This window comes from Paenarthrobacter sp. YJN-D, from assembly GCF_015040335.1.
Taxonomy (GTDB): Bacteria; Actinomycetota; Actinomycetes; order Actinomycetales; family Micrococcaceae; genus Arthrobacter; species Arthrobacter nicotinovorans.
Genome location: NZ_CP053549.1, coordinates 819,513 through 842,719, shown reverse-complemented (window position 1 = coordinate 842,719; position 23,207 = coordinate 819,513). Strand labels below are relative to the sequence as shown.

At 63.7% G+C, this 23,207-nt stretch carries 20 protein-coding genes; 16 read left to right on the top strand and 4 right to left on the bottom strand.

Annotated features, from left to right (window positions below; all coding sequences use genetic code 11):
- The first annotated feature begins 139 nt into the window (after nt 1-139).
- A complete protein-coding gene (locus HMI60_RS03910) occupies nt 140-2,533 on the top strand; it encodes a bifunctional (p)ppGpp synthetase/guanosine-3',5'-bis(diphosphate) 3'-pyrophosphohydrolase (protein ID WP_018777755.1) in 2,394 nt (797 codons plus the stop codon).
- 10 nt (nt 2,534-2,543) lie between these two features.
- Here HMI60_RS03910 and HMI60_RS03905 read toward each other — a convergent pair whose 3' ends face one another.
- From HMI60_RS03905 to HMI60_RS03895, 3 genes are all read right to left on the bottom strand, one after another.
- Nucleotides 2,544-3,155 (bottom strand): hypothetical protein, encoded by a 612-nt coding sequence (locus tag HMI60_RS03905; protein ID WP_110504694.1) that lies wholly within the window; start codon nt 3,153-3,155, stop codon nt 2,544-2,546.
- 93 nt (nt 3,156-3,248) lie between these two features.
- The gene (locus HMI60_RS03900) at nt 3,249-4,736 is read right to left on the bottom strand and encodes a DUF349 domain-containing protein (protein ID WP_018777753.1); all 1,488 of its coding nucleotides are present in this window, start codon (nt 4,734-4,736) and stop codon (nt 3,249-3,251) included.
- Between the two features lie 66 nt (nt 4,737-4,802).
- A complete protein-coding gene (locus tag HMI60_RS03895) occupies nt 4,803-5,597 on the bottom strand; it encodes a peptidylprolyl isomerase (protein ID WP_026267165.1) in 795 nt (264 codons plus the stop codon).
- Between the two features lie 206 nt (nt 5,598-5,803).
- Here HMI60_RS03895 and hisS point away from each other — a divergent pair, with 206 nt between their 5' ends.
- The 3 genes from hisS (at nt 5,804) to HMI60_RS03880 (ending at nt 9,924) form a co-directional block, all read left to right on the top strand.
- Nucleotides 5,804-7,159, top strand: a complete 1,356-nt coding sequence (gene hisS, locus HMI60_RS03890) for a histidine--tRNA ligase (protein ID WP_193590598.1) — start codon at nt 5,804-5,806, stop codon at nt 7,157-7,159.
- A gap of 110 nt (nt 7,160-7,269) precedes the next feature.
- Entirely contained in the window at nt 7,270-9,063 is a 1,794-nt protein-coding gene (gene aspS / locus HMI60_RS03885; protein WP_018777750.1) for an aspartate--tRNA ligase, read from the top strand.
- Nucleotides 9,064-9,147: 84 nt separating this feature from the next.
- Nucleotides 9,148-9,924, top strand: coding sequence for a GNAT family N-acetyltransferase (locus HMI60_RS03880; RefSeq protein WP_064722209.1), 777 nt, complete (start codon nt 9,148-9,150; stop codon nt 9,922-9,924).
- On the opposite strand, the gene HMI60_RS03875 is transcribed toward HMI60_RS03880, so the two are convergent.
- Nucleotides 9,888-10,532, bottom strand: coding sequence for a Vms1/Ankzf1 family peptidyl-tRNA hydrolase (locus HMI60_RS03875; RefSeq protein WP_193590597.1), 645 nt, complete (start codon nt 10,530-10,532; stop codon nt 9,888-9,890). The genes HMI60_RS03880 and HMI60_RS03875 overlap by 37 nt on opposite strands.
- Nucleotides 10,533-10,573: 41 nt before the next feature.
- Between HMI60_RS03875 and HMI60_RS03870 the strand changes: the two genes are divergently transcribed.
- The 12 genes from HMI60_RS03870 (at nt 10,574) to HMI60_RS03815 (ending at nt 23,062) form a co-directional block, all read left to right on the top strand.
- Complete coding sequence (locus HMI60_RS03870) at nt 10,574-12,016, top strand: replication-associated recombination protein A (protein ID WP_018777747.1); 1,443 nt, start codon at nt 10,574-10,576, stop codon at nt 12,014-12,016.
- 190 nt (nt 12,017-12,206) lie between these two features.
- Nucleotides 12,207-12,827, top strand: coding sequence for a 30S ribosomal protein S4 (gene rpsD, locus HMI60_RS03865; protein ID WP_018777746.1), 621 nt, complete (start codon nt 12,207-12,209; stop codon nt 12,825-12,827).
- Between the two features lie 158 nt (nt 12,828-12,985).
- Complete coding sequence (locus HMI60_RS03860; RefSeq protein WP_018777745.1) at nt 12,986-13,360, top strand: DUF948 domain-containing protein; 375 nt, start codon at nt 12,986-12,988, stop codon at nt 13,358-13,360.
- A 22-nt stretch (nt 13,361-13,382) separates the two neighbouring features.
- Nucleotides 13,383-13,613: a hypothetical protein gene (locus HMI60_RS03855; protein ID WP_193590596.1), complete on the top strand. Its 231-nt coding sequence runs from the start codon at nt 13,383-13,385 to the stop codon at nt 13,611-13,613.
- A 114-nt stretch (nt 13,614-13,727) separates the two neighbouring features.
- Complete coding sequence (alaS, locus tag HMI60_RS03850) at nt 13,728-16,406, top strand: alanine--tRNA ligase (RefSeq protein ID WP_018777743.1); 2,679 nt, start codon at nt 13,728-13,730, stop codon at nt 16,404-16,406.
- A 2-nt stretch (nt 16,407-16,408) separates the two neighbouring features.
- A complete protein-coding gene (gene ruvX, locus HMI60_RS03845; protein WP_018777742.1) occupies nt 16,409-16,999 on the top strand; it encodes a Holliday junction resolvase RuvX in 591 nt (196 codons plus the stop codon).
- On the top strand, nt 16,996-18,813 hold the full coding sequence (mltG, locus tag HMI60_RS03840) for an endolytic transglycosylase MltG (RefSeq protein ID WP_193590595.1): 1,818 nt from the start codon (nt 16,996-16,998) through the stop codon (nt 18,811-18,813). The genes ruvX and mltG overlap by 4 nt, the downstream gene beginning before the upstream one ends.
- Nucleotides 18,810-19,664 carry a shikimate dehydrogenase gene (locus tag HMI60_RS03835; protein WP_055975941.1) on the top strand — a complete coding sequence of 285 codons (855 nt, stop codon included), beginning with the start codon at nt 18,810-18,812 and terminating at the stop codon, nt 19,662-19,664. Before mltG ends, HMI60_RS03835 begins: the two co-directional genes overlap by 4 nt.
- Before the next feature lie 26 nt (nt 19,665-19,690).
- Nucleotides 19,691-20,890, top strand: coding sequence for a chorismate synthase (gene aroC / locus HMI60_RS03830; protein ID WP_018777739.1), 1,200 nt, complete (start codon nt 19,691-19,693; stop codon nt 20,888-20,890).
- Entirely contained in the window at nt 20,890-21,456 is a 567-nt protein-coding gene (locus HMI60_RS03825; protein ID WP_079581387.1) for a shikimate kinase, read from the top strand. The genes aroC and HMI60_RS03825 overlap by 1 nt, the downstream gene beginning before the upstream one ends.
- Nucleotides 21,453-22,544 (top strand): 3-dehydroquinate synthase, encoded by a 1,092-nt coding sequence (aroB, locus tag HMI60_RS03820; RefSeq protein WP_018777737.1) that lies wholly within the window; start codon nt 21,453-21,455, stop codon nt 22,542-22,544. Before HMI60_RS03825 ends, aroB begins: the two co-directional genes overlap by 4 nt.
- Nucleotides 22,541-23,062 carry a lipopolysaccharide assembly protein LapB gene (locus HMI60_RS03815; RefSeq protein WP_018777736.1) on the top strand — a complete coding sequence of 174 codons (522 nt, stop codon included), beginning with the start codon at nt 22,541-22,543 and terminating at the stop codon, nt 23,060-23,062. Before aroB ends, HMI60_RS03815 begins: the two co-directional genes overlap by 4 nt.
- The last annotated feature ends 145 nt before the right edge of the window (nt 23,063-23,207 follow it).

The window sequence follows — 23,207 nt, the reverse complement described above, 5'->3', positions numbered from 1 at the left end:
CAAGGGAGCCGGTCACCGCCACAGTGCGGTGGCCGGCTCTTTGACTTGCCGGCCCGATCGTCATGTGCTGTCCAGTTGCAGAAGCATTCGCTTCCGGGAATAGACTGGGAGAATTAAATCGGTTGTGAGGGGTACTTCTGTGGAAGAACGTGCGACGTCGGCACCACCGGCGGGCGGGGAAGACGACCGCAAAGCTGTGGCGGTCCCTGTAACGGGCGTGCCCGCCCGGGCCTCCGGAGCAGTGCCGGTGGACATGCCGGGAGCCCGTCCCACGTTTCCGGGCCGGCGGGAACGCACGCGTTCGCGCCTCGCGCGCCTGACCGGGCGGGGCGTAGCTCCGTACTCTCCGATCCTCGAGCCGCTGTTGCGGACCGTCAGGGCCAACAACCCCAAAGAAGATTTTGACCTGATCCAACGGGCGTTCGCAGTCGCCGAGCGCAGCCACCAGGGACAGAAGCGCAAGAGCGGTGATCCTTACATCACCCACCCGGTGGCCGTGGCGACCATCCTGGCTGAACTTGGCATGACAGGCACCACGTTGGCCGCTGCCCTCCTCCATGACACCGTGGAGGACACTCCATACACCCTGGCGGACCTGACACGGGATTTTGGCCCTGAGGTTGCCATGCTGGTGGACGGCGTTACCAAGTTGGACAAGGTCAGCTTTGGCGAGGCAGCCCAGTCTGAGACCGTCCGCAAAATGGTCGTGGCCATGGCCAAGGACATTCGGGTCCTCATGATCAAGCTGGCCGACCGCCTGCACAATGCACGCACTTGGCGCTTCGTTTCAGCCGAGTCTTCCTCCCGCAAGGCACGTGAAACGCTGGAGATCTTTGCCCCGCTGGCTCATCGCCTGGGCATGAACACCATCAAGTGGGAGCTTGAGGACCTGTCGTTCGCAGCCCTCTACCCCAAGGTGTACGAGGAAATCGTCCGGATGGTGGGGGACCGCACGCCGGAGCGCGAGAAGAGCCTGAGCGTCATCCGGAACCAGATCGCCGACGATCTCCGGACTGCCAGGATCAAAGCGACCATCACGGGCCGTCCCAAGCACTACTACTCCATCTACCAGAAGATGATCGTCAGGGATAAGGATTTCGACGACATCAACGACCTCATGGGCGTCCGGGTGCTGGTGGACTCCGTCCGCGACTGTTACGCGGCCCTTGGCACCCTGCATTCGCGCTGGAACCCGCTGCCAGGCAGGTTCAAGGACTACATCGCGATGCCGAAGTTCAACATGTACCAATCTCTGCACACCACGGTGATCGGTCCGGGCGGCAAGCCTGTTGAGATCCAGATCCGCACGCACGAGATGCACCGCCGCGCAGAGTATGGCGTGGCCGCCCACTGGAAGTACAAGGACCAGCCCAACCGGACGGCACAGGGCCCGGGCAGCCCGCGCGACGGCGACATGGGCTGGCTTCGTTCCCTGGTGGACTGGCAGCAGGAGACCTCCGATCCGGGCGAGTTCCTGGATTCCCTGCGTTACGAGATCAACGCCCGCGAAGTCTTCGTTTTCACACCCAAGGGCGAAGTCATGGCGCTGCCAGCGGGTTCAACCCCTGTGGACTTTGCGTACGCCGTCCACACGGAAGTGGGACACCGCACCATCGGTGCACGGGTTAACGGCAAACTGGTGCCGCTGAACAGTGAACTGAACCATGGCGACTGGGTGGAGATCTTCACCTCCAAGGCCGAAGGTGCCGGTCCGAGCCAGGATTGGCAGCACTTCGTCAAATCCGCGCGTGCCCGCAACAAGATCAGGCAGTGGTTCACCAAGGAGCGTCGCGAAGAAGCGATCGACCGCGGCAAGGACATGCTCACCCGCGCCATGCGGAAGCAGAACCTTCCCCTGCAAAGGCTCATGACCCATGATGCTTTGTCTTCCGTCGCCGAGGATTTCCACTACGTCGACATCTCCGGACTGTATGCGGGCGTTGGTGACGGTCATACCTCGGCCCAGTCAGTCATGGAAAAGCTCATGGAGCAGTTGGGCGGCCATGAGACTCCGGATGAGGATCTTGACGAAGTCAGCATCCCGACCCAGGTAGCGAAGTCCAAATTCTCGGACTCTGGCGTCATCGTCAGGGGCGTGGGCGACGTATGGGTCAAGCTGGCCCGGTGCTGCACACCTGTGCCTCCGGATCCCATCCTTGGCTTCGTGACGCGCGGTTCCGGTGTCTCCGTGCACCGGACAGACTGCACCAATGTCTCGGGGCTGCGTGACCAGCCTGACAGGATCGTCGACGTCGAATGGGCACCTACGCAGTCCAGCGTGTTCCTGGTGGAGATCCAGGTCGAAGCACTGGACCGCAAATCGCTCCTTTCGGATGTGACGCGGATCCTCTCGGAGAACCACGTCAACATCCTTGCTGCATCGGTCCACACGTCCAGCGACAGGGTGGCGATCTCGAAGTTTGCCTTCGAGATGGGTGATCCCAAGTACCTTCACCACGTGTTGAATGCTGTGCGCCGCATTGACGGTGTTTTCGACGTCTACCGCACCACGGGTAACCGCCGCCGGAGCTAGCGGTTTGCTGCTAGCCGATAGCATTTGCCGGCATCAACTGTGCCAGGGTGGCCAGGGCGCGCTTCTTGTGGGGGACCCGGGGAGCTGCCTCGACTGCCAGGACAAGAAGTCTTAGCCGTACGCCCAGTTCCTGTCTGTCCAGGAGCCGACGCAGCACCGGCAGGGCACGTTCAGACTCGACGTGGAGCGCAATGTCCGCCGCGGTACGCAGCGGGGTGCTCACCAGCATCCCGCCGAGACTGACGACATCCATCTGCCCCAGCCGTACTTCATGGAGGCTGCAGGGCAGGGTGCCGCGAAGGCTGGAAATGCGGTGCTTGGCATCCACAAGCAGGGACAACTTCTCCGGCGGTTTGGCACAGCCATAGATCCAGGCGGCAGTGAGCCTGCCGGCCACAACTTTGGTGCGGATACGTTCAGGCACGCTCAGTGCGGCTGCGCGGGCGCGCAGCCGGTGGGTGATGGCCACACCAGGGGAGGAATAGTTCTTGCCGTAGAGGGGCATCAGGATGCCGTCGAACGCCATGCCCTGCAGTTCATTCCACGTGAAGATGCGGCCAGGGGCATAGAGCTCCGGAATAACCGGGTCCAGCAATTGCGGGGATGTGAGAGCGGGGACCATCCACCGATCATTTCGTGGGGCCCCCTACGAGTACAGGCTCCGATCCGGCTATGTGGATAACCGGATCGGAGCCTGCAACAGCGTCAGAAGGAATTATGCGAGGTCGCTGGCCGAACGCTGGATCTGGTCGAGCCAGGCCTGGCGTGCTTCCAAAGCTTCACGAGCAGCCTTGATGCGTCGCTGGTCGCCGGCCTTTTCAGCCTTGTCAAGGTCGTCCTTGAGGCCCGCGATGGCTGCTTCGAGCTGCGTCAGGGCACTGTTCGTGCGTGCCTTGGTTTCCGGGTTGCTCCGGCGCCACTTCTCTTCCTCGGCTTCACGGACAGCATCCTCCACCTTGCGAAGGCCTGCCTCGATCCGGCCCATGTCAGCACGCGGGACCTTGCCGGCATCTTCCCAGCGATCACGGATGGACTGGAGGGCCTTCTTGGCGGCGTTGAGGTCCTTGATGGGCAGCAAGCCCTGGGCCTCGACCACGAGTTGTTCCTTGACGGCCAGATTCGCTGTGTATTCCTGGTCAATCTGGTCATTGGCGGCCTGGCGATTGCTGAAGAAGACATCCTGGGCGGCACGGAAGCGGCCCCACAAGGCGTCGTCATCCTTGCGGCTGGCGCGCGGGGTGGCCTTCCACTGGTCCATCAGCCTGCGGTATTCACCGGCGGCGTAGCCCCAGTCAGTGGACGAGGAAAGAGCCTCGGCCTCTGCGATCAGGGCCTCTTTGGCGGACTTGGCAGCAGAATTGTTGCTGTCCAGCTGGGAGAAGTAGGCGCGGCGGTGGCGGTCGAAAACGGTGCGGGCCGAGCGGAAGCGCTTCCAAAGTGCGTCCTCGTTGCTGCGGCCGAGCCGGACGCCGCTCTTCTGTGCGGACTTCCAGGATTCGAACAGCTCGTTCATCCGCGCGCTGGAGGTCTTCCATTGGATCTGCGCAGGATCCTGACCGGCAATGGTCTCCGCCTCGGCCACGATGGCCTCCCGCGCGGCAAGCTCACTGGCCCGAACGGCCTCGTGGGCAGCCTTCTCAGACTTCTCCAATTCCACGATCTGCGTTGACAGGGCATCCAGGCGGGCCTCGGCGGAACGGATATCGCCCACCATGTTGCGCTCGGCCAATTGCTCGCGCAGGTGCGTGACCGTCTTCTGCATGTCTGTTGCCGGCGCCTTGGACTCCACCCGGTGCTCCAGGAGGACTACCTGGGCGATGACGTCGTCGAACTTCCGGGCGAAATAGCCCAGGGCTTCGTCAGGGCTGACTCCCGGGTACTGTCCGACGGCGATTTCCTCACCATCGAGCGTGAGGAAGACGTGGCCGTCGCCTTCTGCCCGTCCCCACTTTGCTGCTTCTGCCAGCGACGCGGCAGATACTGCGGGTGCGGCAGGAACAACAGCAGCGGGTGCCTTGGGGCGTGCCGCAAAAGCCGCGGGCGACGGCGCTGCCGACGGCGCGGGGCGGGGTGCCGCGGGTTCATTGGGAGCCGAAGCGGGGGTTGCTTCGGGGGAAGCGCCGGCATCCGTGGCTTCGATCACCTCGACCGCTTCATCGTTGGCCACTGCTGCTGTTTCGTCGGATTTCTGACTGTCTGTCACCGCTAAAAGTCTTTCGCTTGGAGGGACTGCTAAGGCAATGCACCCCGGGCCTGGGCCCGGGGCTGGTTACTTCAGAGAAAACGAGTCTATCGTGACAGGTGCCACAGGGGCGCCGTCGCTGCTGTTTCCGCCGGCTTTGAGGCCGGCAGCGGCGATCTTCGTCACGACGTCCAACCCGCTGGTGACCTTGCCAACAACGGTGTATCCGCCAGCCGTGTCGGCTGGGATGGTGGTGTCCTTATAGACAATGAAGAACTGGTGCCCGTTGCCGTAGGCATTGTTGCCCGTACGGGCGACGGCGATGGTTCCGGCAGGGTACTTGTTGTCTGCCGGCGTGTTTTCGAGTGGACCCCAGCGATAGTTGGGGTCGTCTGCGCCGTCCTCTGATTTAGCGCCGCACTGCAGGAGGCCAAAGGTCTCGGAAGTGGTCAGCCGGTGGCAGTTGGCCCCTGTGTAGTAACCGGCATCAGCGAGCGACTTCAGGACAGCAGCCGCCTGCGGTGCCGCTGTACCGTTCAATTCGACTCCCACGACGCCGCTGTTCAAGGCAAGCTCGCCCGTGAACGTTTTGCCGGCTGCTGTATCCGGGCTGGGAATGTCGGCACCGTTGGACGCTGCCGGGGATGCCGACGGCGAATTCAGGCCCGCCTCTGCGGCAGCGAACTCGTCTTCCGTGGGGTTGGAGCTGAAGACGGTCAGCTGGAGCACCACGGCAAGGACCACGGAGGCAGCACCGGCGCCGATGGCAATGATGTTGTCGCGTTTGCGGCGCTTTCCCTGTTCCTGCCGCAGGGCGCGCTTGGCTTCCATTTGCCTGATGCGACGTTTCGCTTCGCGGTCATCCCGCGACCTTGTTGCCAAGAGTCCTCCTGATTGTGTCCGCTTCGGATGGCTGCCGACAGGAACCCGGCATGCTGCATTAGATGTGCACGCGCGGAAAGCATAAACTGGCTGCCGCACATAGTTTATGCATGACCGGCTGGACGCCCGCCCTCTAAACGCCGAACGGGCGTTTAAAGCATGGCGCCGAGGCCCGGGTCAGCTTTCTTCGAGGAGACAATTCCACCATGGCACGTACCGCCTCCCTGTCCGGATTCCCCGAGTGGCTTCCCCAGGAACGGTTGGTGGAACTCCATGTGCTGGATACGCTCCGGAAGACATTCGAGTTGCATGGTTTCTCTTCCATTGAGACACGCGCGGTCGAAACGGTCGGCCAGTTGCTCCGCAAGGGCGAGATCGATAAAGAGGTCTATGGCCTGAGCCGTCTCCAGGATGATGAGGGCGAGGCTGCGAAGCAGGGCAGTTCCGATAAGTCCGACCCCAACGCGCTTGCACTGCACTTCGATCTGACCGTTCCGTTTGCGCGCTATGTCGTGGAAAACGCCGGGTATCTGGCTTTCCCGTTCCGCCGCTACCAGATCCAGAAAGTGTGGCGCGGTGAACGCCCCCAGGAAGGCAGGGCCCGCGAGTTCACCCAGGCTGATATCGATGTGGTAGGCGACGGCGAACTGCCGTTCCGCTATGACGTTGAGATTGCGCTGGTCATCGCTGAGGCCCTGAGCGCCCTTCCCATTCCGGACTTCCGGCTCCGGATCAACAACAGGAAGCTGGCCGAGGGTTTCTATCGCGGCATTGGCCTGACGGACACCGCCGGCGTGCTGCGCAGCATCGACAAACTGGAAAAAATCGGTGCCGACAAGGTAGCCGGTTTGCTCAAGTCTGAGCTCGGCGCCACGGATGAGCAGGCGGCCCTGGCCCTGCAACTCGCCACGATCCGCACCGAGGACACCTCCTTCGTCGAACAGGTCCGCGCACTCGGGGTGAAGGATGACCTCCTCGAAGAAGGCCTGAGCGAGCTTCAACAGGTCATCGAAGCAGCCGTTCAGCGTGCCCCGGGCAAGGTGGTCGCTGACCTGAGCATTGCCCGTGGCCTGGATTACTACACCGGCACCGTCGTCGAGACCGTCCTTGTGGGACACGAGCAGCTCGGTTCGATCTGTTCCGGCGGCCGATATGATGCCCTGGCGAGCAAGGGCAACCGCAAGTTCCCCGGCGTCGGGCTTTCGATCGGCGTGACGCGCCTGGTGTCCCGCATCCTCAGCCAGGAACTTGCCACGGCCTCACGCGCTGCGCCGACTGCAGTGCTGGTTGCTTTGAATAGCGACGACAGCTGGTCTGCGGCCCAGGACATCGCGGCCCAGTTGCGTGGCCGCGGCATCGCTACCGAGGTCGCAGCCAAGGCCGAGAAGTTCGGCAAGCAGATCAAGTTCGCCGACCGGCGCGGCATCCCCTTCGTCTGGTTCACCGATAACGACGGAAAACATCAGGTCAAGGACATCCGTTCCGGCGAGCAGGTTGATGCCGATCCCACGACCTGGACTCCTCCGGAGGAAGACCTCCATGTCCGGGTGACCACGGCCTGATCCGACCATAGCTTCTCCCGCCCTTGGCGGGAGCCGCGGCCGGGGCGGGTAAACTCGGACGGGACCGCCTTTGCAGCGGTCCTTCTAAATTTCATGCTGAAAGGAATGCTGTGCTGCGCACACATGACCTCGGATCACTTCGTTCCGAGCACATTGGACAAACCGTTACCCTTGCCGGCTGGGTGGGCCGGCGCCGTGATCACGGTGGCGTTGCATTCGTTGACCTGCGCGACGCGTCCGGCGTTGCCCAAGTGGTTGTCCGTGAGGAGGAGGTCTTCCACGGCCTCCGGAACGAGTACGTCCTCCAGGTGACGGGCACGGTCAACAAGCGTCCCGAAGGCAACGAAAACCCTGCCCTGGCGACGGGTGAAATTGAGGTCATCGCCGACAACGTGGTTATCCTCAACACTTCCGAGCCCCTTCCGTTCCAGATCGACGAGCACGTTGAGGTTGGCGAGGAAGCACGTCTCAAGCACCGCTACCTCGACCTCCGCCGCCCCGGCCCCGCACGCAACATGCGCCTCCGTTCGGAAGCCAACCGCGTAGCGCGTGAGCTCCTCCACCAGCGGGGTTACGTCGAGATCGAAACACCCACGCTGACGCGTTCGACGCCGGAAGGCGCCCGTGACTTCGTTGTTCCGGCCCGCTTGGCCCCGGGTTCCTGGTACGCCCTCCCGCAGTCGCCGCAGCTTTTCAAACAGCTTCTCCAGGTGGGTGGCTTCGAGAAGTACTACCAAATCGCCCGCTGTTACCGCGATGAGGACTTCCGCGCAGACCGCCAGCCGGAGTTCACCCAGCTGGACATCGAAGCCAGCTTCGTGGACCAGGACGACGTCATTGAACTCGGCGAAGCAATCGTCAAAGCACTGTGGCAGCTGATCGACGTCGAAATCCCTACGCCGATCCGCCGCATGACGTACCTGGACGCCATGGCCAAGTACGGCTCCGACAAGCCGGACCTGCGTTTCGGTGTTGAGCTGACTGAACTGACCGACTTCTTCAAGGACACCAACTTCGGCGTCTTCAAGGCCCCTTACGTTGGTGCTGTCGTGATGCCGGGCGGCGCGTCCCAGCCACGCCGTACCCTGGACGGCTGGCAGGAATTTGCCAAGCAGCGCGGTCACAAGGGCTTGGCCTACGTGCTCTACAAGGAAGACGGCGAACTGGCCGGTCCGGTCGCCAAGAACCTCACCGAAACCGAGCGTGCAGGCCTGGCGGACGCTGTTGGTGCGAAACCGGGAGACTGCATCTTCTTCGCAGCCGGCGAGAAGTCTGCCGCCCGGGCACTGCTCGGTGCCGCGCGCGTTGAGATCGGGCACCGTACCGGCCTCATCGATCCCAACGACTGGGCCTTCGTATGGATCGTGGACGCCCCGATGTTCGAGCCGGCCGCCGCTGCTGTCGCTTCCGGTGACGTGGCAGTTGGCGGTGGCCAGTGGACAGCAGTGCACCACGCCTTCACCTCGCCCAAGCCCGAATTCCTGGACACGTTCGACAAGGACCCGGAGTCGGCCCTGTCCTACGCCTACGACATCGTCTGCAACGGCAACGAAATCGGCGGCGGTTCCATCCGTATCCACGACCGGGCCGTGCAGGAACGGGTGTTCCAGCTCATGGGCCTGGACAAGGAAGACGCTGAGACGAAGTTCGGCTTCCTCCTGGAGGGCTTCAAGTACGGCGCACCTCCCCACGGCGGAATGGCGCTCGGCTGGGACCGCGTCGTCGCGTTGCTCGCCGGTGTGGAGTCCATCCGCGACGTCATCGCCTTCCCGAAGTCGGGCAACGGCTATGACCCGCTGACTGCTGCGCCTGCTCCGATCACGGCGCAGCAGCGCAAGGAAGCAGGCGTCGACTTCAAGCCGGAGGCCAAACCTGCGGCCAAGCCGGCAACCGCGTCCGAGTAAAGTCCTGGCCAAAAGGCTCTCCACCATGGTGGGGGGCCTTTTGGTGTTCGTGCCACAATTTCCCGCATATGAGAGGTGCCGCAGATGATGGAGCAAGCACTCCTTGAAGACCTCATGGATAAGGCCTGGCCTGCCCTTGACCGGGAGGAGACGGGGGAGTGGGTGCTGCGCGCTTCGGAGGGAGTGACGCAACGGGCAAACTCAGTGTGGCCCAGGGTGTCCGTCCAGACCGGACACGACGGCATTAGCCGGTCGGTCCAGGCCGCCGCGCGCTGGTACCGGGACCGGCGGCTTCCCCTGATCTTCCAGGTCTTCAACGATCCCCGCAGCGAAGCCCTCAATACCGTCCTGGACGAGCAGCGCTTCACCCGGCAGTCAGAAACCAGGATCATGGTCAGGGACGCTGCCGGGACATCCGCGGCTGCCCCCGGGCCCGCCGTGGAACTCAACGACCATCCCACCCGGGAATGGTTGGACCTGTGGTGGTCGGTGGATGGCCGCGGCGGCGAGGCAGAGCTGTCGGTCGCCCACAGAATCCTTGCCGCCTGCCCCTCGCTCTACGCCCTGCTGAGGGACGACGACGGCGTTCCCGCCGCCGTCGGGCGTCTCGCCTTGGTGGACGGCTGGGGCGGTATCTACAGCATGGCGACATCGCCGGCGCACCGCAGGCGTGGATACGCGACAAGGATTCTGGATGCGTTGTTGCGCGCCGGAAGCCAACGGCGACTCGAAGGGTTCTGGCTGCTGGTTACCGCGGCCAATCAGGGAGCCCGGGACCTCTACTTGCAGGCGGGTTTTACTGACCAGGGTGGCTATCTTTATCGTCAGGCGCCGCTGAAACGAGCGCCCGGCGGCTGCTGAGGCGGTTGCTGAACAGGTGCATCCGACACCGTAATCCGGACGGAGCAGGCGTCAGCTGCAGCTTTTGGCAGTACGGCTGACTTCGGTTCCTGTACATCCAGGAAGGTGAGCCTTGTCCGGCCGGCAACTGCCTTGAGGGATGCGTGGGCGAGGACCTGGTCCACCAATGTCCGGTCACCGCCGGGAACGATGTACTCAATCCTGTGGCCGGAGAAGATCCGTGCGGCGTGTTCCGCCGTGGTTTTGGCGTCGATAAAGCGCGAACCGCTTTTCGAGGCCAAGATGGTGGAACCGCTGGCAGCAGCCAGGGCGTAGCCACCCCTCCGGACCAGCAGCAGCCCGAGACCGCGCTCCTGGGTTGCGAGCGAGGCGAGCCGGTCCAGCTCTGTCGCCCCGCGCCCCGGCCTGCCGTCAGCCGGCCACGGCGGTCGCAGCAGGGCCTCACTTCCGTCGGCCGCCCGCAGCAGCAAGCCGCCGTCGTCCAGGTCTTCCTCAACCGGGCCGTGGCTTGAGGCGAACCGGGCCACCCACCCCTGCAGCCTTTCCCCGGGCACTAAGGCGGTCCTGCTGCCGCCCCTGCGTTGCGGGGCCGATGCTGGGCGGTGCACGTCGATGTCTCCTTTGCTGGAACTATGAGTAGCCTATCCATGTGGAAGATCTCTTTGGTGCCGGCGCAGTGGACGACGACGAGTCGGAGGAGCAGCCTGCCGCAGGGGGACCCTCGGACGCCAACTGGATGGCGTCCCAACGCAGTCCGCTGGCGGTGCGGATGCGGCCACGGACCTTGGACGACGTTGTGGGACAGCAGCACCTGCTCGGGCATGGTTCCCCGCTCCGGCAACTGGCGGCCGGCGCGGAGGCTGCCGGTCCGGCCGGCCCCAGCTCGGTGATCCTTTGGGGGCCGCCTGGAACAGGAAAGACCACCCTGGCGCATGTGATCGCCCGCGGTCCCGGCCGGAAGTTTGTTGAGTTGTCTGCGATCACCGCCGGCGTCAAAGACGTACGCCGGGTCATGGACGAGGCCCTGACGGCCCGTGACCTGTACAAGAAGACCACTGTCCTGTTCCTGGACGAGATCCACCGCTTCAACAAGGCCCAACAGGATGCCCTCCTGCCGGGGGTTGAGAACCGCTGGGTCGTGCTGGTGGCAGCAACCACGGAAAACCCGTCCTTCTCGGTGGTCTCGCCCCTGTTGTCGCGTTCGCTGCTGCTGACGCTGAAGCCGCTGACTGACGATGACATCTCGGGACTGCTGCAGAGGGCAGTGTCCGACGCCCGCGGACTCGCAGGCCGCGTTGAGCTCAGCCCGGAAGCGCTGGATCATCTCGTGCGGCTGTCCGGAGGCGACGCCCGGCGTGCGTTGACGGCATTGGAAGCCGCTGCCGGGGTAGCTTTCGGTGACTCAACCGCCGTCGACGACCCGGCCGCCGTCGAAGGCGAAGCGCCGGACGCCGCGGTGCTGGTGGAACTCCGCCACACGGAACGGGCCTTGGACGCTGCGGCGGTGCGCTATGACCGCGCGGGGGACCAGCACTATGACGTCGCCAGCGCGTTCATCAAGTCCATCCGCGGCTCGGATGTGGATGCGGCACTGCACTATCTGGCCCGGATGCTCGAAGCCGGGGAGGACCCGCGCTTCGTGGCCCGACGGATCGTGATCTCCGCCGCCGAGGACATCGGCATGGCCGACCCCACCGCATTGCAGACCGCCGTGGCAGCGGCGCAGGCAGTGCAGTTGATCGGCATGCCTGAGGGCCGCATTGTGCTGGCCGAGGCCGTGGTGCACCTTGCAACGGCGCCTAAATCCAACGCCGCCTACATGGGCTTGAACAAAGCGGTGGCGGATGTGCGTGCAGGCTATGGCGGCGGCATTCCGATGCATTTGCGGGATGCCCACTATCCCGGTGCCAAGCAACTGGGCCACGGCACCAGCTACAAATACGCCCACGATGAGCCGCACGGGATAGCCACCCAGCAGTACCCGCCGGACGACCTCGTCGGCAAGGACTACTACCAGCCCACCAACAACGGCGCGGAGCGGGATATTGCGGCCAGGTTGGAGCGGCTCCGGAAGATCGTCCGCGGCGAGTAGCGGAGGCGGGGCGGTTCCAACGCCCGTGGTAGGATTGATCCTTGTCTGGCATGACCCGACGCCAAATCCCTTGAAGATTTCTTCAACGGTGCTGCGCGCCCGGGCCAGTAGCAAGAGGCAGCGGTTGGCCGATGCTCTCCCTGATGGAGGCCAGTAACACAGATACACCGCAGTAATTGGAAGGACACAAGTGGCTAACAACACTCGTGCTCGCCGTACCGCACGCCTTTCGCGTGCACTCGGCATTGCTCTGACCCCTAAGGCCGCCAAGTACATGGAGCGCCGCCCGTACGGCCCCGGTGAGCACGGCCGTGCCCGCAAGAAGCAGGACTCCGACTACGCCGTACGTCTGCGCGAAAAGCAGCGTCTGCGCGCCCAGTACGGTATCCGCGAAGCCCAGATGACCCGTGCCTTCGAAGAAGCACGCCGCACCAAGGGCCTGACCGGTGAAAACCTGGTCGAGCTGCTCGAAATGCGTCTGGACGCCCTCGTGCTCCGTGCAGGCTTTGCCCGCACCATCGCACAGGCACGCCAGCTCGTCGTGCACCGCCACATCATGGTTGACGGCGTCCGCGTGGACCGCCCGTCCTTCCGCGTTGGCGAAGGCCAGCTCATCCACGTTCACAGCCGCTCCGAGGTCATGGCACCGTTCCAGGTCGCCGCTGCGGGTGCACACGTCCTGAACAACGTGCCCGCATACCTGGACGTCAAGATCGACGCCCTGCAGGCACGCCTGGTTCGTCGCCCGAAGCGCTCTGAGGTCCCCGTGATCTGCGAAGAGCAGCTCGTCGTCGAATTCTACGCTCGCTAAATTCAAGCAGCACAGACAAAGAAGCCCGTGGCAACCGCCGCGGGCTTCTTTGTCTATAAGGTACCGGGCCACTATAGGTAAGGTACTGGGGGAGGCCTTGGCCAAAGCCGCGATGCGGCTGGTGCAAGGCAGCGCAACGATCCTAGGAGAAGTGTTCTATGTCTGGTGGCGACATTGCCGGTCTCATCGCAGCAGGAGTCTTCGCGCTCCTGGTTCTGCTGTTGGCTGTGCCCATTCTGAAGTTGGGCGGCGTTTTCGATGAGGTCCGCACCTCCATCCGTTCCATCAGCGACGGCGCCACGCCTTTGATGGACGAAGTGACTGCCACGGTCACTACCACCAACCAGCAGCTGAAGAAGGTCGATGGCATCGCCTCCAACGTCTCGGACGCGTCAGCCAACATCTCCGCGCTGTCCTCGCTCGTGGCCGCCACGGTTGGGTCGCCGCTGATCAAGGTGGCTGCTTTCAGCTACGGAGTCCGCTCGGCTTTCGCCGCACGCCGGACCCCTTCCTCCGGCCGTCGCAGCCGCTGAATCAACGGGAGACCATAAACCGATGAAGAGAATTGTTTGGATGGGCATTGGCGTCGCAATCGGCGTCATCGCCTTCCGTAAGATCACCGAGGCACAGGCAAACCTGGGCCCCGAAGGTTTGAACCGTGCGGTTGGCCGGATGGCTGACGGGCTGTTCGACTTCGCCGACGCAGTGCGGACCGGCATGCACCAGCGGGAAGAGGATCTCCGCGCAGCGCTTGGAATTGACGACGCCGTAGCAGGCGGACGGTAGCGGAGCGGTTCGCTCCCAGGCCCTCAACAGGGCAGAATGGAAAGCTGCGGAACGGCACCAGCCGGTACCGCGCACATCGTGTGCAGTGAATTGAGAAGGGTAAGTAATCAGCTAATGAAGTCGCAGGAGATCACCAAGCGCTGGGTGGACTTTTTTGTCAGCAAGGGCCACACCGCCGTTCCCTCCGCGTCGCTCGTTTCCAGCGACCCGTCACTTCTCTTCACTGTGGCCGGAATGGTGCCGTTCATTCCCTACCTGACCGCCCGCGAAGAGCCGCCCTACAGCCGTGCCACGAGCGTCCAGAAGTGCATCCGCACCGGTGACATCGAGGAGGTAGGCAAGACTGCCCGCCACGGAACGTTCTTCCAGATGTGCGGCAACTTTTCCTTTGGTGATTACTTCAAGGAAGATGCCATCAAGTTCGCCTTCGAACTGCTCACCACCAGCGTGGACGACGGCGGTTACGGACTGCCTGCCGAGCGCCTCTGGGTGACGGTCTACGAAGAGGACGACGAAGCCAAGGAACTGTGGCTCAAGAACACCGGCATCCCGGCTGAGCGTATCCAGCGCATGGGCAAGGCTGACAACTACTGGTCCACCGGGCAGCCCGGCCCCGCCGGCCCATGCTCGGAAATCTACTACGACCGCGGCCCGGCGTACGGCATCGAAGGCGGCCCGCTGGCCGACGAAACCCGGTACATCGAAATCTGGAACCTTGTGTTCATGCAGTACCAGATCGAAAACGTCCGTTCCAAGGTGGACTTCGACATCGTCGGCGAGCTGCCGAAGAAGAACATCGACACCGGCCTGGGCATGGAGCGCCTGGCGATGATCCTCCAGGGCGTCGAGAACATGTACGAGACCGACCAGGTCCGCCCGGTCATCGACAAAGCTGCCGAACTGTCCGGCCGCGAGTACACCTCGGCCGAGTCGCCGGAGGACCCGCACCACACCGATGACGTCCGCATGCGCGTCGTCGCGGACCACATCCGGTCCGCCCTGATGCTCATTGCCGATGGTGTGGCGCCGTCCAACGAAGGCCGTGGCTACGTGCTGCGCCGCCTCATCCGCCGGGCTGTGCGCGCCATGCGCCTCCTCGGTGTCGAGAAGGCATGCCTTCCTGACCTTCTTCCCGCCTCCCGCGACGCCATGAAGGGCGTTTACCCGGTGGTGGAAACCGACTTCGCGCGCATCAGCCGCATTGCTTACGCCGAGGAGAAGGCCTTCCTCCGCACCATTGCTTCGGGAACGGCCCGCCTGGAAGACGCTGTGGCCGAATCGAAAGCTGCAGGAGTTCCGTTGTCCGGCGCCGATGCCTTCGCGCTGCACGACACCTACGGCTTCCCGATCGACCTGACCTTGGAAATGGCCGAAGAAGCCGGCCTCAAGGTTGATGAGGCAGGCTTCCGCGCGCTCATGCTTGAACAGCGCCAGCGCGCACAGGCTGATGCCAAGGGCAAGAAGGGCGGCCACGCCGACCTCAGCGCCTACCAGGAGCTTCTCGGCAAGGGTGAGACCGTCTTTACGGGCTACGACGAACTTGAGGGCGAAGCAAAGGTCCGGGGCATCGTCAGCGCAGGCCGTGCTGTCGCACATGCCTCCACGGGTGACGAAATTGAGCTTGTCCTCAACGAAACCCCGTTCTACGCCGAAGCAGGCGGCCAGTCAGCAGACACCGGCCTCATCACCGGTGACGGCTTCGTGGTGGAGGTCCTTGACGTCCAGCGTCCCATCAAGGGCCTGAGCGTCCACAAGGCCATCGTCCGCGAGGGTGAGATTGCCTCCGACGCACTGGTGCGGGCCGCCGTCGACCGTGAACGCCGCCACGCCGCAGAGCAGGCCCACACCGGAACGCATATTGTCCATGCCGCCCTCCACCAGATCCTTGGGCCCGAAGCTACCCAGCGCGGCTCCTACAACAAGGCCGGCTACCTGCGCTTCGACTTCGCCTGGGGTGAGGGCCTCAGCCCCGCCACGCGTTCCGAGATTGAAGAAGTCTCCAACATCGCCATCCGGAACAACTACCGCGTTGACACCAAGGTGATGGGCCTGGCAGAGGCCAAGGCGCTGGGCGCCATGGCCCTCTTCGGCGAGAACTACGGCAGCGAGGTACGGGTCGTCGAGATCGACGGCGCCTGGTCACGTGAGTTGTGCGGTGGCACCCACGTATCCAACACCTCCCTCATCGGCAGCCTTTCGCTGCTGGGCGAGCAGTCCGTTGGTTCGGGAAACCGGCGCGTCGAGGCCTTCGTGGGCCTGGACGCGTTCCGTCACCTTGCCGCGGAGCGCGCACTGGTGACTGAACTGACCGAGCTTTTGAAGGTCCCGTCCGGCCAGCTTGCCGATCGCATCTCGAGCACGCTGAACAAGCTCAAGGCCACGGAGAAGGAACTCGACCGCCTCCGCAAGGAACAGCTCACGGCAGCGGCCGCCAACCTCGTCGGAACGGCAAAGGACGCAGCCGGCGTGCGCGTAGTTGCCCATGACGCCGGCCAGGTGGGCGGCGCAGATGACCTGCGGAACCTTGCCCTGGACCTGCGCAGCCGTCTCGGTTCGGACGCCGCGGCAGTGGCCGTTGCCGGGGTCAGTAACGATCGCCCGGTCATCCTCATCGCCACCAACGAAGCCGCCCGCGAGGCCGGAGTGAAGGCCGGTGCGCTGGTCCGCCTGGCTGCAGGCATCCTCGGTGGCGGTGGTGGCGGCAAGGACGACGTCGCTCAAGGCGGTGGCACCGACGCTGCGAAGGTCTCTGAGGCCCTCACAGCGGTGGTGGACGCGATTGCCAAGCGCTGACGGTGTCCGCCCGTACTAACGATGACGTCTACCCCCGGGGTATCAAGCTGGGGGTAGACGTCGGTACCGTCAGGGTCGGCCTTGCCCAGTGCGATCCTGACGGCATTCTCGCCACGCCGTTCAAGACGGTAGGGCGCGATGCCAAAAAGAACTCCGATGTCCGTTTGGTGGTCAAACACGCCGCTGAGCTGCCTGCGGTGCAAATATTTGTGGGCCTTCCCCGCACCATGAAGGGGGAGGAGCGCGGCTCCGCGGCCATGGCTGCCGAGTACGCATTGCTCCTTGTGGAAGAGCTGGCCCGCGCCGGTCTGGACATTCCCGTGAACCTCGTCGATGAGCGGCTTTCCACTGTTACGGCACACCGCAACCTGCACGAAGCTGGCATGAGCAGCAGGAATCACCGTAAAGTGGTTGATCAGGTTGCTGCTGCTGGAATACTCCAGCACGCGATCGACATGCAAAAAGCCAGAGGAACGGACATCGGCCGCCGAGTGCAGGCACCGGCGGAGTCCGAAAAGCCCAGCAGTGCCCCAACGCTGCAGGCTGCCTCAGGCAGTGAACCCGATACTTCAACGAGGGGACTGCAACTGTGAGCCCGGTCAACAACGACCCCTCCAGCGGTACCGCCGGCGGCGGCATGCCGCTGACCCGCAAAGAGCTGCGGGCGCGGGAACGATTCCTCGCCACGCAGAACCACAACGTCGTACCCGTTCCCGAAGCGACCCCCGGCGAAGATTCCTTGTCGGTCGAAACAGAGGCGGAACTTCCACGTCCCGTTCCTGCTGTTCCAGCTCCACGCGTCCCCGAAGCGCCGCCGGCATCTGCAGCCCCGCCTGCCGCCAACCCTCCGGCTGCAGCCGCCCCGCCGGCAGCACCTGCCGCCCCGCCGGTACCCGCCCAGAAGCCGGTAGCCGAGCTTCAGAATGAGCGCGGGAATGCCGAGCATGATGACGTGGTGCACGCGCCGGTCACCCCCGAAGCAGCCCCTGCGCCCCAAGAACACGCACCGGACCATGAGCCTGCACAGGACCACGAGCCTGCGCCGGACCATGAGCCTGGGTCGATCGACCATGACGGGTTCGACCACCCCCATGCCGGGCATGGTGAAGGGGAACTGGTCCACGCTGAGCATTCCGCGTTACCCCTCGAGGCCCATGAGTACGCCGAGCATGACGCGCACTACGGCGTAGCAGCCCATGATGGCTTTCACGACGGGCTGCACCCGGATGAGCTCCATCACGACGTACTCCATCACGACGAGCTCCACCACGATGAACTCCACCACGACGATCATCCCCACGAGTTGTTGGCGCCTGCAGTGACCACGGCGGCGGCCAAAGCCGCCGCGAAGAAGGCGCGCCGCCGTCGTCGTGTCCTTGCCCTCCTCCTGACGCTGGGAGTGTTCGTCGCTGCCATCGCCGTTGGCGCGCAGTTCCTGAAGCCCTTGCTGGGAATGGACAAGGTTACCGACTACCCGGGACCCGGCACGGGTTCCGTCGTCGTCACGGTGCCCCAAGGCTCTGGACCCAAAGCTGTAGCCAACGACCTCGTGCAGAAACATGTTGTGGCGGACGCCGATTCGTTCGTCAAGGAGTTCGCGAGCCAGGGCGGCGAGTTGTCGCCAGGTGACTTTACGTTCCGGACTGAGATGAAGAACTCGGACGCCGTTGCGGTCCTGGTGAACAAGGACACGTCCAAGGTCATGTACTTCGCGTTGAGCGCTGGATTGCGTATCACCGAGTCCCTGGAAGCCATTTCCAAGGGCTCAGGCATTCCGATGGAGCAGCTCAACGCCCTCAACCAGGCTCCTGGACAGTTCGGCGTTCCGGCCAAGGCCAAGAACCTCGAAGGCTTCCTGGCACCGGGGGAGTATCGCTTTGAACTCGGCACTTCCGCCAAGGACATCATCCAAAAGCTTGTCACCACCACTTTGGATGAACTCAAAGCCCAAGGAATCACCGATCCCGCCAAGCAGTACGACACCGTGACCATCGCCAGCATCGTGCAGGCGGAGGGCGGACAGGCGGACTACGGAAACGTCGCGGGCGCCATCTACAACAGGCTCAAGCCCAACAACGTCGAAACCAGCGGGCTCATCCAATCCGACGCCACGGTAACCTACGGGCTGGGCAGGAAGTCCTTCCATGTCACGGAAGAAGAAAAGGCTGACAAGTCCAACCCGTACAACACGTACGCAAATGTGGGTCTGCCGGTGGGTCCCATCGGTTCTCCGGGCAAGACCGCGATCGATGCCGCGGCCAAGCCGACGCCCAACGACTACATGTACTGGGTAACGATCAACCTGGATACCAAGGAGACCAAGTTCTCCAAGACGCTGGCTGAGCACAACACCTATGTTGAGCAATACAACGCATGGTGCCAGGCCAACGCGGGACGGTGTGTGTGAGTCGTCGGGCTGCGGTCCTTGGCCATCCGATCTCCCACTCGAAGTCTCCGGCGCTGCATACTGCTGCCTACGCCAAGCTGGGTGTGGACATCGGGTACTCTGCCATCGATGTCACCGTTGCCGGCCTTCCGGCCTTCATGGAATCGCTCCGTGCAGAAGACTCCTGGTGTGGCCTGTCCGTAACCATGCCGCTGAAGTCGGCCATGGTCCGTGAAGTCGATGAGGTCCGGGGCGCCGGCGCCCTGTTGGGCGTCATCAACACAGTCGTTTTCGAGTACGACGGCGGCGCGGTGCGTCGGGCGGGATACAACACAGACGTCGCGGGCATCGTGGAGTCGGTCAGGTATGCCGGCGTAGCCACCACCCCGCACGCCGCCATCCTCGGTGGTGGCGGTACTTCCGCTGCTGCGGTCGCCGCCGTCCATGAACTTGGCGCGGACCACGTGGACGTCTTCGTCCGCGACGCCGGTCGTGCCGGTGACGCCGAAGCCGCCGCGGCCGCCGTCGGGATCTCCCTCTCCGTCAGGCCGCTGACGGAGGCCGCCACGGCTGTAGCGGGCACGGACCTGGTGATATCGACCTTCCCGCCCCGCGCAGCTGACGATTTGGCCGAGGAACTGGCGGCACTGCCGGGAACCGGGGCCGGTGTCCTGCTGGATGTCGCCTACGATCCTTGGCCAAGCCGCATTGCGGAAGCCTGGCGCGGCCACGGGGGAGCGGTAGTCCCGGGGCTGGAGATGCTGATGTACCAGGCGGCAGAGCAGATACGGCTCTTCAGCGGCTGTGACGTTGATACCGCCGTCATAGATGTGATGTGCGACTCAGTCGGGCTTCCCCGGCGGGTGTTCTAGAGGCCCTACATGGCAGGATTGGTTATATGTTGCGTTGGTTGACTGCCGGTGAATCCCACGGTCCGGCTCTGATCGGAATTGTTGAAGGCGTGCCTGCCGGTGTTGAACTCACCAGCGGGCAAATTCGTGACGCGCTGGCGCGTCGCCGCCTCGGCTACGGACGTGGCGCCCGCATGAAGTTTGAACAGGACGAGGTCACCATCATGGGTGGCGTCCGGCACGGGCTCACCCAGGGTGGGCCGGTAGCCATCCAGGTTGGAAACACCGAATGGCCCAAGTGGGAGCAGATCATGTCTGCCGATCCGGTGGACCCGGAGGTCCTCGCCGACCAGGCCCGTAACGCCCCTTTGACCCGTCCCCGCCCCGGGCACGCGGACTTCACGGGTATGCAGAAGTACGGCTTCGACGAAGCCCGTCCGGTGCTTGAACGCGCCAGTGCACGGGAGACTGCCACCCGCGTTGCCCTCGGCACCGTCGCTGCGCAGTTCCTGAAGCAGCTGGGCGTGGAACTGGTGAGCCACACTGTGTCGATTGCCAGCGTCACCGTTCCTGAAGGCAAGCCGTTGCCCGGACCCCGGGACGTGCTGGCCCTCGACGCCGACCCCCTTCGTTGTTTTGACCGCGAGACATCCAACGCGATGGTCGCCGAGGTGGATGCAGCCCACAAGGAAGGCGAAACCCTCGGCGGCGTGGTTGAAGTACTTGCGTACGGCCTGCCGCCCGGACTGGGCAGCTACGTCCACTGGGACCGCCGTCTTGACTCGCGGCTTGCTGCTGCGCTTATGGGCATCCAGGCCATCAAGGGCGTTGAAGTCGGCGACGGGTTCCTTACGGCTGCCCGCCGCGGCTCGGCAGCCCACGATGAAATCGTCAAGGACGACGACGGCCGGATTGTCCGCCAGACCAACCGTGCCGGTGGCATCGAAGGCGGCATGAGTATCGGGGAAGTGCTGCGTGTTCGTGCAGCCATGAAACCGATCGCTACTGTTCCGCGCGCACTGCGCACCATCGACGTGAGCACGGGCGAGCCTGCCAAGGCGCACCACCAGCGTTCCGATGTTTGTGCTGTTCCCGCCGCCGGTGTCGTTGCCGAAGCCATGGTTGCCCTGGTTCTCGCGGAGGCTGTTGCCGAGAAGTTCGGTGGCGATTCCGTGGCGGAGACCCAGCGGAACCTGCAAAGCTATCTTGACAGCATTCCGGCCACCTTGGACTCGGTCGGCCGGTAGTGGTCCGCTCTGTCCTGGATGGCTGCTCCGCCCGTCCCGTTGTTTTGGTGGGGCCCATGGCTGTTGGCAAGTCGGCCATAGGCCAGCAGTTGGCCCAGCAGCTTGGTCTTCCGTTCGTGGACACCGACGCAGTGGTGGTTGCTGCCCATGGGAGCATTGCGGACATCTTCGCAGGACGCGGCGAGCACGCCTTCCGGGAAATCGAAGCCAGGGCAGTGGCGAAATCGATCGAGTCCGCCAAAGCACAGCCAGCGATCATTTCCCTGGGCGGCGGAGCAGTCCTTGATTCCGGAACCCAGCAACTGCTGGGGGAGTGCACCGTGGTTTACCTGGAATGCGACGCGGAAACCGTGGCGGACCGGATCGCGCGAAACACGGGAAGGCCCTTGCTGCAGGGGGACGCAATGGCCCGGTGGGAAGCACTCTTTGCCACCAGGCGTCCCGTCTACGAACGGCTCGCAGACATCGTCATGGATGTGCGTTCAGGATCCGTGGCGGAAATCGGCCTCCATTTGGAGGAACGGCTGCGCCAGCATGCAGCCTTGAAAGAGGAAGTTGAAAAGTGAGCAACGAAGCAACTGTCATCAAGGTGACCGGCCAGTCAGTCAACGAAAACTACGACGTCGTGGTGGGCCGTGGCCTGTTGCAGACCCTTCCCGAAAAACTCGGTGAACGCGTCCGACGGGTCCTGGTCATCCACCCGCGGGCCCTTCGGCTGACGGGCGACACCGTTCGCGACGAGCTGGAGAGCGCCGGATTCACCGCGCTTACGGCCGAAATCCCGGACGCGGAGGAAGGCAAGCACATCCAGGTTGCCGCGTTCTGCTGGCAAGTGCTGGGCCAGAATGACTTCACCCGTTCGGACGCCATTGTGGCTGTCGGCGGCGGCGCTGTCACCGATCTCGCGGGCTTCGTGGCAGCCACCTGGCTGCGCGGTGTCAAGGTCATCCACATGCCCACGAGCCTCCTGGGAATGGTGGACGCCTCGGTTGGAGGCAAGACGGGCATCAACACCGCCGAGGGCAAGAACCTCGTGGGGTCATTCCACCCGCCGGCTGCCGTCCTGGCCGATCTGGATACTCTCCAGACTTTGCCGAAGAACGAGCTCATCTCCGGCATGGCGGAAGTCATCAAATGCGGATTCATCGCCGATCCCGCGATCCTCGAACTGATCGAGAAGAACACGGACGCCGTGATGGATCCCGGTTCCGATGTCGTCCGCGAACTCATTGAACGCGCCATCGCTGTCAAGGCCAATGTCGTATCCCAGGACCTCAAGGAATCCGGCCTGCGCGAAATCCTGAACTACGGCCACACCCTTGGCCATGCCATCGAACTGGTGGAGCGGTATTCCTGGCGCCACGGTGCTGCCGTTGCCGTGGGCATGATGTTCGCTGCCGAGTTGTCCCGCAGTGTCGGCCGTCTGTCGGATGCCGATGCCGACCGGCACCGCACCATCCTCGAAAGCCTTGGCCTGCCCATTACCTACCGAAGGGACCGCTGGCAGGGTTTGCTGGACGGTATGCGCCGGGATAAAAAGTCCCGTGGTGACCTCCTCCGCTTTGTCGTCCTCGACGGAGTGGCCAAGCCCGGCATCCTGGATGTCCCCGATACTTCCCTTCTCTTTGCTGCCTATCAGGAGATCGCATCATGACGATTGCCTTGCGCGAAGGGGTCAGTGACTGGCCAACAGCCGGGTTCCCCGGTGTCCGGATGAACCCGGACACACTCCTGCCCGTGGTGGTCAATGAGGAAGTCATGGAGACTGCTCTCGCGGCTTCGGATGATCCCGCGGACCGGATCATGGCCCTCCTGCTTGAAAACCAGCCAAAAGAGGCAGCTGAACTTCTGGCAGAGGCCCGCTATAAGGATCCTGAGTCCTTCCGGCTCAGGATCTTTGAGGCCGAAGTCCACCGTGCCACCAACCGCCATGACCGTGCCGTCCAACTGTTCCGCCACCTGCTGCACGAGGTCCAGGGAACGTCCAAGGAAGCAGTAGTACGCCAGTATCTTGGCCGCGCCTACTTCGTGGGCGGCAACGCGTTGGCCGCAGCCGAGGAGTTCTCCAGGGCACTTGACCTGAGGGTGGCCATGGCCGCCGATGCGGCACTGATCTACTCGTCCGCTGTGGCCCTGCAACGGGCCCGGGATGTCCTGGAAGTTGCTTCCTGAGAGCTGCCTGTAACGCTGCCCGCAAGGTCATGCCGCATTTGCCGGTAGAATGGTTTTTGGATTTTTGATAAATACGCGCTGGCGCGCCGAAAGGCACGCCTGCTTGGCATAGATAGCTGGCAGCTAGAACCAGTGCGATTAACCA